The sequence below is a fragment of the Allobosea sp. 05T433 genome, from assembly GCF_056396065.1.
Genome location: NZ_JBFTKS010000006.1, coordinates 141294 through 154167, shown reverse-complemented (window position 1 = coordinate 154167; position 12874 = coordinate 141294). Strand labels below are relative to the sequence as shown.

The following is a 12874-nucleotide window of genomic DNA, read 5'->3' as shown; positions in this document are numbered from 1 at the left end:
ACCGCTCCCGCCCTCGCCCCCCCGGACAGCCATGAGCTTCGACCCAGCCTATCTCGCCGCGATGGTGCCTGCCGTCATCCTGGTCGGGCTCGCCAAGGGTGGCTTCTCGGGCCTGGGGCTGCTCTCGCTGCCGCTGATGGCGCTCGTGCTCCCGCCGGTCCAGGCGGCCGCGATCATGCTGCCCATCCTGATCGTCCAGGACATGGTGAGCGTCTGGGCCTATCGCCGTGAGTTCGACAAACGCAACCTCGCGACGATGCTGCCGGGTGCTCTTCTCGGCGTGCTTGCGGGTTATGTCTTGGCATCGCGGGTTTCCGATGCCGCGGTTGGCCTTTCGGTCGGCATCATCTCGGTTGCCTTCGCAGGCCGTCGGCTCTTCGCCGACCGCAAGGCGCAGTCGCCGGTCACGAAGCCCGCGTTTGGGCCCGGCAGCTTCTGGGGCGCGGTTTGCGGTTTCACCAGCATGATCGCCCATGCCGGCGGCCCTCCCTTTCAGATCTACGTCATGCCGCAGCGGCTCTCGCCGCCGACCTTCGTTGGCACCGGCGCGATCTTCTTCGCGCTGCTCAATCTCATGAAAGTCGGCCCCTATATCGCGCTCGGCCAGTTCACCCGCGAGAACCTCGCCGCGTCGGCGGCACTGTTTCCGGTCGCGATCCTCGCGACCGTTGCCGGTGTCTGGCTGGTGCGCCGCGTGCCGGCGGAACGCTTCTACACCATCATCTACTGGCTGCTGATTGCTGTCGGCAGCAAGCTGATCATCGACGGGTTCCTGGCGTTGCGCCTCCATCCCTGACCCACGAGTCCAGCTGCGTCGATTGCGCCGCATCGGAAAAAGGGATGGATTACGGGAGAGCGCGGGACCGGCTAGATCCGAAGGCGACGCGACGGAAGAAGGCGCCCCGATGAAGACCTCGCCCTATGACATCGACCTCGACCGCAACCCGGCCAACTTCCAGCCGCTGACGCCGCTGACCTTCCTCGAGCGTGCCGCCGCCGTCTTTCCCGACCATGTTGCGATCATCCACGGCCCGTTGCGCCGGACCTATGCCGAATTCTACGCACGCTCGCGCAGGCTTGCATCCGCGCTGGCGAAGCACGGCATCCGCAGGGGCGATACCGTCGCAGCCATGCTGCCGAACACGCCCGCCATGCTCGAATGTCACTACGGCGTGCCAATGACCGGCGGTGTGCTCAACACGTTGAACACGCGGCTCGACGCCGCCATCATCGCGTTCTCGCTCGACCATGGCGAAGCCAAGGTGCTGATCGCGGACCGCGAATTCTCGAGCACAGTCCAGGCGGCACTGGAACTCTGCAAGGTCAAGCCGCTGGTCATCGACTATGACGACCCGGTCTATGACGGCAGCGGCGAGCGGCTTGGCAGCGTCGAATACGAGGACTTTCTCGTGACCGGCGACCAGGATTTCGCCTGGACGTTACCCGGCGACGAATGGGACGCGATCTCGCTGAACTACACATCGGGCACCACCGGCGACCCCAAGGGGGTGGTTTATCATCACCGCGGCGCCAATCTGCTCGCGACCTCGAATATTGTGACCTGCGGCATGGGTCGTCATCCCGTCTATCTCTGGACGCTGCCGATGTTCCACTGCAATGGCTGGTGCTTCCCCTGGTCGATCTCGATCCTCGCCGGCACCCATGTCTGCCTGCGCCAGGTCCGCGCCAAGGCGCTGTACGCGGCGCTGGCGGATCATGGCGTCACCCATCTCTGCGGCGCACCCATCGTGATGTCGACGCTGCTCAACGCCCCGGCGGAGGAACGCCGCCCCTTCTCGCAGAAGGTCTCCTTCCTCACCGCCGCCGCCCCGCCGCCAGAAGCCGTGCTTGCCGCGATGAAGCAGGCTGGGTTCGAGGTGACGCATCTCTACGGCCTGACCGAGACCTATGGTCCCTCAGTCGTGAATGAGTGGCAGCGCGACTGGGACGCCTTGGAAGCTGCGGACCAGGCCGTGCTGAAAGCACGCCAGGGCGTGCGCTACCCCGCTCTGGAAGCCCTCGATGTACTCGACCCGGAAACCATGCAGCCGGTTCCCCGCGATGGTCAGACACTCGGCGAGGTGATGTTCCGCGGCAATGTCGTGATGAAGGGCTACCTCAAGAATCCGAAGGCGACCGAAGCTGCCTTTGCCGGTGGCTGGTTCCATTCCGGCGACCTCGGCGTGCGTTATGCCGACGGCTATATCCAGCTCAAGGACCGCTCCAAGGACATCATCATCTCCGGCGGCGAGAACATCTCCTCGATCGAGGTCGAGGATGCGCTCTACAAGCATCCCTCGGTGCAATCGGCTGCGGTTGTCGCCAGGCCGGACGAGAAATGGGGTGAGACGCCCTGCGCCTTCGTCGAACTCATGCCGGGGAAGAATGCGACCGAGGCGGAGATCATCGCCTTCTGCCGCGGGCTTCTGGCCTCGTTCAAATGCCCCAAGACGGTGGTCTTCACCGAGATCCCCAAGACCTCGACCGGCAAGATCCAGAAATTCAAGCTGCGCGAGATGGCAAGGGCCCTGTAGTGCCAGGCGCGGCTTCCAGTCCTGCATGTCCATTCAACGAGAAAGCCGGCCCCTCCTGGGACCGGCTCGATCAAAACCATCCTATTCGACGGGCGATGGCTGCCCCGTTATCCCGTTCAATGCAGCGTCGGCTGCGGCATCGTCATTCTGACGCGCTCGATCTCTTCCTTCAGCAGCAGCTTCTTCCGCTTCAACTCGGACACACTCAGCGTATCGGAAGAGGGGCGCGCCGCGGCTTGGGCGATGGCTTCCTCAAGCTGACGATGCTTGCGCTCGAGCTCGGCGAGGTGGGTCTGCAGCGACATCTGGATTCTCCTGATGAGCGATTGACGGGGGGAGTCTGACACAGAGCCGGCTTCAAGTCTCTGGGGCAGCAGTGCACTGCACCATGAGTTTCCGTGATCCTGGGTCTCTCCTTCCCGCAGGGCGCGAATGGCACGCGCTATCCCTGCGCGAAGCGACACTGCGCTCTTGCCGGGCCGCCCGCGCCTGAGCATAGTCGACCCGGATCGCGGCAATGATGAGACGGCTTCATGGGATTCGAGCTGAGCCCTGAGGAGATCGAGGCCTTTACGGCCGAGCTGGCTCGTCTGCGCGAAGAGCATCGCGACCTCGACAGCGCCATCGACGCGTTGGAGCGCATGGGCGCGATCAATCAGATCCAGGTGCAGCGCCTGAAGAAGCGGAAGCTCTACCTCAAGGACCGCATCACGCAGATCGAAGACGCGCTGACGCCGGACATCATCGCCTGATGCGGAAAACAGCACACAGAACAATGATTTCGACGAATCGGTGCTTGCCTGCCGGGCTGCCCGCAGTTTAAGTCGCGCGCTTCCTCCCCTCGCATGGGAAGCGAGTGCACATGGCCGATACCAGCCCTCCTGTCGCCATCATCATGGGCAGCCAGTCCGACTGGGCGACGATGCGTCATGCGGCCGAAGTCCTCGACATGCTCGGCGTGGCCCACGAGGCTCGCATCATGTCCGCGCACCGGACCCCGGAACGCATGTTCTCCTTCGCGAAGGAAGCCAAGGCGAAGGGCTTCAAGGTCATCATCGCGGGCGCCGGCGGGGCCGCGCATCTGCCGGGCATGACGGCTTCGCTGACGCCGCTTCCGGTCTTCGGAGTGCCGGTCGAATCCAAGGCCCTTTCCGGCCAGGACAGCCTGCTCTCGATCGTGCAGATGCCGGCGGGCATCCCGGTCGGCACGCTCGCCATCGGCCGGGCCGGGGCGGTCAATGCCGGCCTCCTCGCCGCCGCCGTGCTCGCCTTGGGCGATGAGCCCCTGGCCGAGCGGCTGGAAGCCTATCGCAGCCGCCAAAGCGGGGCGGTCGCCGAATTCCCCAGGGACGACGCATGAGCACGCCCGATCCGCGCGGGCTTGGCCCCGGCGCCATGCTCGGCATCCTCGGCGGTGGGCAGCTTGCCCGCATGATTGCGCTCGCCGCCGCCGATCTCGGCATTCGCGCCCATATTTTCGCGCCCGAGGCTGATAGCCCGGCCTTCGACGTCGCCGCCCGTCATACGATCGGCGCCTATGAAGACGAGGCTGCGTTGGCCGGATTTGCCGATGCGGTCGACCTCGTCACCTATGAGTTCGAGAATGTGCCGCATGCGACAGCGGCCTTCCTCGCCGCGCGCACGCCGCTTCATCCCGGCGCGCGCGCCCTGGCCCTGACGCAGGACCGGCTGAGCGAGAAGAGCTTCGTCGCCGATCTCGGGCTGGCGGTTGCGCCGTTCCGCGCCGTCGATTCGCTGGCCGATCTCGAACGCGCGGTCGCCGAACTCGGCCGCCCCAGCGTCCTGAAGACGCGCCGCTTCGGCTATGACGGCAAGGGGCAGGTGAAGATCGCGGCTGATACCGATCTGGCCGAAGCCTATGAGGCCATCGGGCATTTTCCTGCCATCCTCGAAGGCTTCGTCAGCTTCAGCCGGGAGGTTTCCGTCGTCGCAGCCCGCAACACTGCCGGCGACTTCGCTGCATTCGATCTTTGCGAGAACGAGCATCGCGACCACATCCTCGCCTTCACGCATGTGCCGGCGCAGGTTGCGGCCGGGACCTCCGCCAGCGCCATCGAGGCGGCGCGCAAGATCGGAGAAGCGCTCGGCTATATCGGTGTCTTCGCCGTCGAGATGTTCGTGGTTGGCGAGGGCGCGAGCGAGACCGTCATCATCAACGAGATCGCGCCGCGGGTGCACAATTCCGGACACTGGACCAGCGAAGGCGCCGAGACCTCGCAATTCCACCAGCATGTCCGCGCCGTCTGCGGCCTGCCGCTTGGATCGGCCACCCGTCGCGGCACTGTCGAGATGGAAAACCTTGTCGGCGACGCCGCACTTCGTTGGCGGGAAATCCTGGCAGAGCCGGGCGCGCATCTGCATCTCTACGGCAAGCGGGATGCCCGCCCCGGCCGCAAGATGGGCCATGTCACGCGGCTGAAGCCGGCCCGCACATAACGTGCTTCCTTACGGAGTCGGCACTCATTCCTGCCGGCTTGTCCGGACGAATCCCGCGGCTCGTCTCCGCCCGCGATTTCTCCACGTTCTCCGGCTCTTCCGGCGTGGACAGCCGAATTGAATTCTGTTATCCGCACAACCCTTCCTGCGAGTTGAGAAACTTCGCCGGACCCGAAATCTTGACCAACCCGCTAAAGACGGACAATCACGTGCAGGTTCTCGTTCGCGACAACAATGTCGATCAGGCTCTTCGCGCCCTCAAGAAAAAGATGCAGCGCGAAGGCATTTTCCGGGAGATGAAGCTCCGCGGTCATTACGAGAAGCCTTCCGAGAAGAAGGCGCGCGAGAAGGCGGAAGCCGTCCGCCGCGCCCGCAAGCTGGTCCGCAAGAAGCTGCAGCGCGAGGGCCTTCTGCCCGCGCCGGTGAAACCCAAGCGCCCCTGATCTCCGGCTGAGGGCGGCCGCTTTGGCCGCTTCGCACGGATGCATCATGTCGAAACAGCGCCTGGAGCCTCTCCGGGCGTTGTTGCTTTTTCGGCGGCGTTAACCAAAGCTTGGCAGGATGCAGGCGTTCTCGCGTGAAGGGGCGCTGTCGGCTGGGGAGCGCAATCAGGTCATGACGACCAACGGGGTCGAGCATGGCAGTCGAGGCACAGAACCGGGACCGATGAGGCAGAGCATGTTTCGAGGCAAGAGCTGGCTGGCTGCAGCCGGCATCGCCGTCGCGCTGGCAGGATGCGACACCGTTTCCAATCTGGGCTCACAGAGCGCAATTGCTGAAGTCGATGCGGAATCATCCGCCAATGCGAGCGTGAATATCGGCTCGCTCAGCGAGGTCATCAACCGCAACCCCAACGATCCGCAGGCCTATAACACCCGCGGCGCGGCCTATGCCCGTGCCGGCCGCTACTCCGACGCGATCTCCGATTTCACCAAGGCGGTGCAGATCGACCCGAACCTCGCCTCGGCCTATACCAATCGCGCATTGGCGCTGCGCCAGAGCGGCCGCAATGACGCGGCGATGGCAGACTTCAACCGCGCCACCACAGCCAACCCGAACTATGCCCCGGCCTATATCGGGCGTGCCAACCTGCTGCGCCAGCAGGGCAACAGTCAGCAGGCGCTGTCCGACCTCAACACCGCGATCCGCCTGAATCCAGAATCGGCCGAAGCCTTCCATGCCCGTGGTCTGGTCTATCAGAAGGAAGGCCAGCACCAGCATGCGATCACCGATTTCGACTCGGTCATCGATCGCAATCCCTATAACGCCCCGCCCTATACGGCCCGCGGCCAGAGCCTGATCGCGGTCGGAAAGTTCGAGCAGGCGATCGAGGACTTCACGGCTTCGCTCAATGTCGACAACCGCAACGCCGAAGCCTGGGCCGGTCGCGGACTCGCCAGCGAAAAGCTCGGCAAGAAGACTGAAGCGGCCGAGAACTATCAGCGCGCCCTGAGCCTGGACAGCAACAATGCAACCGCCCGCGCCGGCCAGGCGCGCCTCGGCGGAGGCAGCCTCTTCCGCTGACCATAACGCCAGGCCGCCGCGCTACTCGACGGCGCGGCTTTCTTGGCCGGCAACGGCACCGTTCGTCAGATTGGCCAGGAAGCCCCGGATCTCGGGCAGCGAACCATGCGCCGGCAGGTCCTGGTGGCCACCGCTGGAAAAGCGGACGAAGCGCTTGGGCATGTTCGCCATGTCGTAGAGTGCCTGCCCCTGCGCGAAGGGAATGACGGCATCGCGGCCACCGTGCAACACCAGCAGTGGCGCGGTGACGCGGCCGATGACGGCGTCCGACCGGAACTGATCCTTCATCAGCCAGCCGATTGGTGCGAAGGGATAGGCGAGTTGCGCCACTGCAGCTGCCGACAGATAGGGCGCCTCGAGTATCACGGCCTTGAGCGGGCGCTCCGCTGCAAGCTTGAGCACAACACCGGTGCCCAGGGATTCGCCATAGCCAACCAGCCGATCGGCGCCAAAGCGTGAGACGGCAGCGTCATAGACCGCACGCGCATCGAGCAGCAGCCCCTCTTCCGACGGCGCGCCGCTCGACCCGCCATAGCCGCGATAATTCACGGCGAAGAGCCCGGTCCCGTCCTCGGTCAGGCCACGGAAGCGCGCCTGGCGGGCGGATCTCGCGAAATTGCCGGCATTGCCGTGGAAGAACAGCAGCACCGGCTTGCCCTCGCGCGGCGGCACCACCCAGGCGATCAGCCGCTCGCCATCGGCAGCAGTTAGCGTCGTCTCCTCGACACCTGGCAGATTGGCCGCAGCGATGTCTGCACGTGTCGGGTCGCGCGGATACAAAAGCTCGCGCTGCTCGACATAGAGCAGCGCCAGAAAGGTCAGATAGAGGACAAGCCCAGCGAGCGCGAGAAGGCGAATGAGCTTCATGCCGATCATGGTCCCCGATCACCGCGGCGGCACGGCCACGCTCAGTCCAGCACCTTCATCATGTCCACGGAGGCCGTCTCGAAGCCTGCGCGGCGATAAGCCCTGAGCGCGAGGTCATTGCCCTCCAGCACACCGAGATGGAGGACCTTGCGCCCCGTCGCCCGCGCAAAGCGCTCGGCTTCCGCCAGCAGGATCTGACCGATGCCGGTCCCACGCTCCGCGGCGCCAACGACGATATTCTCGATATAGACGTGATCGCGCAGGTGCTCGTGTACGAACGGGCCGGTCCGGGCAAGCTGCAGCGCGAGATAKCCGACGACGCGGCCATCGCTCTCGGCGACCATCAGCACACCCCCGGTCTCGTCCGCCTTCTCACGATCATCTGCCAGGCAGGCGGCGGCCACCTCCGGCCCGGTCCCGCGCGCCGGACTCAGGCCCGCCTCATGGGCGGTCAGCTCCAGCAGCAGCGCCAGCACGGCGGGACGGTCCGCCTCCGCCATCGGTCTGATCGTGATGCCCACCGTTTGAAACTCCAAAAGAAAAGGGCCAGCGAGACGCCGGCCCCTCGCAACTTGCCGTGGGTCCGGCGGCTCAGTGCGCCATTGCCTTGACGATCTCGTCGGTGACCTTCTTGGCGTCCCCGAACAGCATCATCGTGTTGGGCATGAAGAACAACTCGTTCTCGACGCCGGCATATCCCGAGCCCATGCCGCGCTTGATGAAGAGCACGGTCTTGGCCTTTTCGACATCAAGGATCGGCATGCCGTAGATCGGCGACTGCGGATCGGTCTTGGCCGAAGGGTTGGTGACGTCATTGGCTCCGATGACGAAGGCCACATCCGCCTGGCCGAACTCGGAGTTGATATCCTCGAGTTCGAAAACCTCGTCATAGGGCACGTTCGCTTCGGCGAGCAGCACGTTCATGTGGCCGGGCATACGGCCAGCGACCGGGTGGATGGCGTACTTGACCTCGACGCCTTCCTTCTTCAGCGCGTCGGCCATCTCGCGCAGCGCATGCTGGGCTTGCGCCACCGCCATGCCGTAGCCCGGCACGATGATGACCTTGCCGGCATTCTTCATGATGAAGGCCGCATCGTCGGCCGAGCCCTGCTTCACCGGGCGAGCCTCTGTGGCGCCACCGGCAGGGCCAGCGGTCTCGCCGCCGAAGCCACCGAGGATGACCGAGATGAAGCTCCGGTTCATGCCCTTGCACATGATGTAGGACAGGATCGCACCGGAAGAGCCGACCAGCGCACCGGTGATGATCAGCGCCATGTTGCCGAGCGTGAAACCGATGCCCGCAGCCGCCCAGCCCGAATAGGAGTTGAGCATGGAGACCACGACCGGCATGTCCGCGCCACCGATCGGTACGATCAGCAGCACGCCGAGCGCGAAGGCGAGGAGCACGATCAGCCAGAAGGCGACGTGGCTCTCGGTCTTCAGGAAGAACAGCAGCAGCACGATGACCGCGATGCCAAGGCCGATATTGATGCCATGGCGCTGCGGCAGCATGATCGGTTTGCCGCTCATCCGCCCGTCGAGTTTCAGGAAGGCGATGATCGAGCCCGTGAAGGTGATCGCGCCGATGGCGCAGCCCAGCGCCATCTCGAACAGGCTTGCGCCCTTGATCTTGCCGACCTGACCGATGCCGAAGGCCTCCGGCGCGTAGAGCGCCGCTGCCGCGACCAGCACTGCCGCCAGACCAACCAGCGAGTGGAAGAAGGCGACGAGCTGCGGCATCTGGGTCATCTGCACGCGCCGGGCCATGTAGGCGCCGATGCCGCCGCCGATAGCGATGCCGAGAACGACCAGGAACCAGCCGGAGAAGCCGGAAGGCGGATAGAAGATCACGGTGGTGGCAATGGCGATGCCCATGCCCACCATGCCGTAGAGATTGCCCTGACGCGAGGTTGTCGGATGCGACAGGCCTCGCAGGGCCATGATGAACAGGACGCCGGAGACGACGTAGAGAAGGGCGGAGAGATTAGCGGCCATGTGCGCTCAGCCCTTCTTCTTGTACATCGAGAGCATGCGCTCGGTGACGAGGAAGCCGCCAAAGATGTTCACGGACGCCAGGACCAGCGCGACGAAGCCAAAAATCTTGGCCCAGATCGGACCATCGCCCAGAGCAGGCGCCGCATTCACGCCAACGGCGAGCAGCGCGCCGACGACGATGACGGAGGAGATCGCGTTGGTCACCGACATCAGCGGCGTGTGCAGTGCCGGCGTCACCGACCAGACGACATAGTAGCCGACGAAGACCGCGAGCACGAAGATCGCAAGCCGATAGACCGTCGGGTCCACGCCGGTAGCGGCACCGGCGGCGGCCGCAGCCTGCTCGGCATAGCGCTCCGCCAGTTCTGCAGCCTGTTTCGCGAGGGCAGCCGCCGAGCGGGCCTGCTCGAGCGCTTGTTCAGGTGTCGGATTAGCCATGGTCGGACACTCCCCCTAGCGATGCTTCAGGCCTTCGGCGCGAAATTCGGATGAACCACCGCGCCGTCCCGGGTCAGCGCAGTCGCCTTCACCAATTCGTCGTCCCAGTTCACCGCGAGCTTCTTCTCGCCCTTGTCGATCAGCGTTTCGACGAAGGCGAAGAGATTCTTGGCGTAGAGGCTGGAGGATGTCGCAGGCAGACGCCCGGGCACATTCAGATGGCCCACGATCTTGACGCCATTCGGCGTGGTCACGATCTCGCCCGGCTTGGCGAGCTCGCAATTGCCGCCGCGCTCGACGGCGAGATCGATGATCACCGAACCCGCCTTCATGCTTTCGACCATCGCGGCGGTGATCAGCTTCGGCGCCGGGCGGCCCGGGATCAGCGCGGTCGTGATGACGATGTCCTGCTTGGCGATGTGGCCGGCGGTGAGCTCGGCCTGCTTTGCCTGGTATTCCGCGGACATTTCCTTGGCGTAGCCGCCGGCGGTCTGCGCCTGCTTGAACTCCTCGTCCTCGACGGCGAGGAATTTCGCACCGAGCGACTCGACCTGTTCCTTCGTGGCGGGGCGCACGTCGGTCGCGGTGACGATGGCGCCCAGACGCCGCGCAGTCGCGATTGCCTGCAGGCCGGCGACGCCGACGCCCATGATGAAGATCTTCGCCGCGGGAACCGTGCCTGCCGCCGTCATCATCATCGGGAGAGCCCGGCCATACTCGGCGGCGCCGTCGATCACGGCCCGATAGCCGGCGAGATTGGCCTGAGAGGACAGGACGTCCATCACCTGCGCACGGGTGATGCGCGGCATGAATTCCATGGCGAAAGCAGCGACATTGGCCTTCGCAAGGCCTTCGACTGCGGCCTCGTTACCGTAAGGATCCATGATGCCGACGACGAGCGCGCCCGCCGGCAGGCCGGCGAGTTCGCTCTCGGCCGGGCGGCGCACCTTGAGAACGATATCGGCGCCCTTCAGCGCCTCCTTGGCGTTCTTGGCGGTGGTCGCGCCGGCAGCCTGGTAGTCCGCGTCGGTAATACCGGAAGCGAGCCCCGCTCCCTTCTCCACTGCGACATCGGCCCCGAGGCCAATGAACTTGCGGACGGTTTCCGGCGTCACGGCGACGCGGGTTTCCGTCCCTTGCGTTTCGGCTGGGACAGCAATGCGCATGGCAGGCGGGGCCTTTCCGGCGTTACATCAGGAGGAGCGCGAGCAGCATCAGAACCAGCGGAACCGCCGGTGCACGCCAGGACAGCGAGGGAGCGGCAATGCCGACGCCTGTGGCGACGAGGGTCAGGAGCGTTCCGACGACCGCAGTACCCCAGGCATGCTTGGTTCCGCCCACGGCGAGCGCCGCGACGATGGCAAGGCAGGCTGCAGTGGTAACTTCGGCCATGTGGACGAAGCCGCGATAGGTCCGCTCGTGTTCCGGATAATCCATCTGCGGAGCATCGGCTGCGCTGTGTCCGTGGTGGGCCATAAAAACTGTTCCCGCATAAAAGGTCTCATTGCCGTGTAGCGCACCAGCGAAGGGTCTGGCAACGCGTCAACACGCCATCGCCGCCTGTTTCAGGGGCATTTCAGGCAGTGAAACCGCTTGCTCTGCAAAGCCCTGGTAACAGCGGGGATGCCGGAACGAACATCCCCGTCAATGCGCAGCGGCCAATCCGGCGCGATCGAGTGCCTTCGCCTGAACGTCAGCCACATGCTCGGTCGAGAAATTCTCGATTTCCTGCTCGAACAGGCGATGGAAATTCAGCTCGGCATCGAGATGCAGGAAGACGCCGCCGAGGCCGATCGCGGCGCGGTCCATGAAGACGAATTCACGCGGCACGGTCACCGGCCCGCGCTTCTTCAGCGCCTGATGCACCTGGAAGGCCTGCTTGCGGCCATACTCCGCCGGGCTGACATCTTCGGCGATGCGCCGGGCCCTGTCCTCCAGCAACGGCCCGTAGATGAAACGCGCCCAGATGTTGAGGGTGTCGACCAACTCCTTGGTCAGCCCCTTGAAGCCCCAGGTCTCATAGGCGTGGATCACGCGCGCCTGGTCATTCTCCAGGAGGCCGCGATAGAGATCGACCACCCCGCCGACGAAGGAGGGTGGGAAGATCCGGATGCAGCCATAATCGAGCAGGTTGATGCCTTGTGGCGCACCATCCTCCGAGAACACCGTGTAGTTTCCGAGATGCGGGTCGCCGTGAATGACGCCGTGATGGCTGAAGGGGCGCCACCAGGCACGGAACATCGCGGTCGAGATCCGATCGCGGGACTCCTGCCCGTCCTGCTTATGGTCGAGGATTCGGTCACCCTCGAGCCAGTGCATGGTCAAGAGCCGGCGGGTCGACAGCCCGGCTTCCAGCGTCGGCACGCGCACGTCCGACGTCTCGGCCAGCATCGCGCGGTAAAGCGCGATATGTTTCGCCTCGCGGACGTAGTCGAGTTCCTCTCGCACCCGCGCGCCGATCTCCTTGGCGATCTCTGTGGTGTCGATCACCGGATCCATGCGTCGATGCAGCGCAAACAGGATGTCGAGCTGGGCGATATCGGCCTCGACCGCTGATTCCATATCCGGATATTGCAGTTTGCAGGCGACCGGCACGCCATCATGCGTCGTCGCCCGGTGCACCTGGCCGAGCGACGCTGCCGCCGCAGGCTTCAGGTCGAACTCGGCGAAGCGCATGCGCCATTGCGGCCCGAGCTCCGCCATCATGCGGCGCTTGACGAAGGCCGGCCCCATCGGCGGCGCCTGCGATTGCAGCTTCTGCAGCTCGGCGGCGTATTCCGGCGGCACGACGTCGGGAATGGTGGCGACGAGCTGCGCCACCTTCATGATCGGCCCCTTCAGCCCACCCAGCGCCTTGGCCAGCGCCTCGGCATTGCTGAGATTGCGGCCTTCCAGTCCGAGCAGCCGCGTCCCGGCAATGCGTGCCGCGACCCCACCGACATTCGCCCCGACGCGGGCGTAACGGGCTGCGCGGGCGGAGAAACGATTGGCTTCGCTGTCGCGTTCGGACATGTCGCTCACAGGATTGGCTGCAGGGTCGCGCCCAGGATGTAGGGCAC

Annotated in this window: 15 protein-coding genes; 7 read left to right on the top strand and 8 right to left on the bottom strand. The window is 65.0% G+C overall.

Annotated elements, in window-relative coordinates:
- The first annotated feature begins 31 nt into the window (after positions 1-31).
- Both AC1DGP_RS10445 and AC1DGP_RS10440 read left to right on the top strand, forming a co-directional pair.
- Entirely contained in the window at positions 32-796 is a 765-nt protein-coding gene (locus AC1DGP_RS10445) for a sulfite exporter TauE/SafE family protein (protein ID WP_441488189.1), read from the top strand.
- 109 nt (positions 797-905) lie between these two features.
- Positions 906-2534 carry an acyl-CoA synthetase gene (locus AC1DGP_RS10440; RefSeq protein ID WP_441506985.1) on the top strand — a complete coding sequence of 543 codons (1629 nt, stop codon included), beginning with the start codon at positions 906-908 and terminating at the stop codon, positions 2532-2534.
- Between the two features lie 116 nt (positions 2535-2650).
- On the opposite strand, the gene AC1DGP_RS10435 is transcribed toward AC1DGP_RS10440, so the two are convergent.
- On the bottom strand, positions 2651-2839 hold the full coding sequence (locus tag AC1DGP_RS10435; protein ID WP_043238472.1) for a DUF465 domain-containing protein: 189 nt from the start codon (positions 2837-2839) through the stop codon (positions 2651-2653).
- Positions 2840-3067: 228 nt separating this feature from the next.
- Here AC1DGP_RS10435 and AC1DGP_RS10430 point away from each other — a divergent pair, with 228 nt between their 5' ends.
- The 5 genes from AC1DGP_RS10430 to AC1DGP_RS10410 all read left to right on the top strand — a co-directional run bounded on the left by AC1DGP_RS10430 (position 3068) and on the right by AC1DGP_RS10410 (position 6515).
- A complete protein-coding gene (locus AC1DGP_RS10430) occupies positions 3068-3286 on the top strand; it encodes a YdcH family protein (RefSeq protein ID WP_043238474.1) in 219 nt (72 codons plus the stop codon).
- Positions 3287-3396: 110 nt separating this feature from the next.
- Complete coding sequence (gene purE / locus AC1DGP_RS10425) at positions 3397-3894, top strand: 5-(carboxyamino)imidazole ribonucleotide mutase (protein WP_441506984.1); 498 nt, start codon at positions 3397-3399, stop codon at positions 3892-3894.
- On the top strand, positions 3891-4991 hold the full coding sequence (locus AC1DGP_RS10420; RefSeq protein WP_441488186.1) for a 5-(carboxyamino)imidazole ribonucleotide synthase: 1101 nt from the start codon (positions 3891-3893) through the stop codon (positions 4989-4991). The genes purE and AC1DGP_RS10420 overlap by 4 nt, the downstream gene beginning before the upstream one ends.
- A gap of 209 nt (positions 4992-5200) precedes the next feature.
- Positions 5201-5434 carry a 30S ribosomal protein S21 gene (rpsU, locus tag AC1DGP_RS10415; protein ID WP_038359685.1) on the top strand — a complete coding sequence of 78 codons (234 nt, stop codon included), beginning with the start codon at positions 5201-5203 and terminating at the stop codon, positions 5432-5434.
- A 235-nt stretch (positions 5435-5669) separates the two neighbouring features.
- Positions 5670-6515 (top strand): tetratricopeptide repeat protein, encoded by an 846-nt coding sequence (locus AC1DGP_RS10410; protein ID WP_244523454.1) that lies wholly within the window; start codon positions 5670-5672, stop codon positions 6513-6515.
- A 21-nt stretch (positions 6516-6536) separates the two neighbouring features.
- Here the strand turns inward: AC1DGP_RS10410 and AC1DGP_RS10405 are convergent, their stop codons facing one another.
- The 7 genes from AC1DGP_RS10405 to AC1DGP_RS10375 form a co-directional block, all read right to left on the bottom strand.
- A complete protein-coding gene (locus AC1DGP_RS10405; protein WP_441506983.1) occupies positions 6537-7382 on the bottom strand; it encodes an alpha/beta hydrolase in 846 nt (281 codons plus the stop codon).
- 41 nt (positions 7383-7423) lie between these two features.
- Positions 7424-7903, bottom strand: coding sequence for a GNAT family N-acetyltransferase (locus AC1DGP_RS10400; protein ID WP_441488184.1), 480 nt, complete (start codon positions 7901-7903; stop codon positions 7424-7426).
- A gap of 70 nt (positions 7904-7973) precedes the next feature.
- Complete coding sequence (locus tag AC1DGP_RS10395) at positions 7974-9377, bottom strand: NAD(P)(+) transhydrogenase (Re/Si-specific) subunit beta (protein WP_441488183.1); 1404 nt, start codon at positions 9375-9377, stop codon at positions 7974-7976.
- 6 nt (positions 9378-9383) lie between these two features.
- On the bottom strand, positions 9384-9815 hold the full coding sequence (locus AC1DGP_RS10390; protein WP_069879377.1) for an NAD(P) transhydrogenase subunit alpha part 2: 432 nt from the start codon (positions 9813-9815) through the stop codon (positions 9384-9386).
- Positions 9816-9841: 26 nt separating this feature from the next.
- Positions 9842-10981 carry a Re/Si-specific NAD(P)(+) transhydrogenase subunit alpha gene (locus AC1DGP_RS10385; RefSeq protein ID WP_441506981.1) on the bottom strand — a complete coding sequence of 380 codons (1140 nt, stop codon included), beginning with the start codon at positions 10979-10981 and terminating at the stop codon, positions 9842-9844.
- 22 nt (positions 10982-11003) lie between these two features.
- Positions 11004-11291 carry an aa3-type cytochrome c oxidase subunit IV gene (locus AC1DGP_RS10380; protein WP_069879375.1) on the bottom strand — a complete coding sequence of 96 codons (288 nt, stop codon included), beginning with the start codon at positions 11289-11291 and terminating at the stop codon, positions 11004-11006.
- A 168-nt stretch (positions 11292-11459) separates the two neighbouring features.
- The gene (locus AC1DGP_RS10375; RefSeq protein ID WP_441506980.1) at positions 11460-12827 is read right to left on the bottom strand and encodes an ABC1 kinase family protein; all 1368 of its coding nucleotides are present in this window, start codon (positions 12825-12827) and stop codon (positions 11460-11462) included.
- Between the last annotated feature and the right edge of the window lie 47 nt (positions 12828-12874).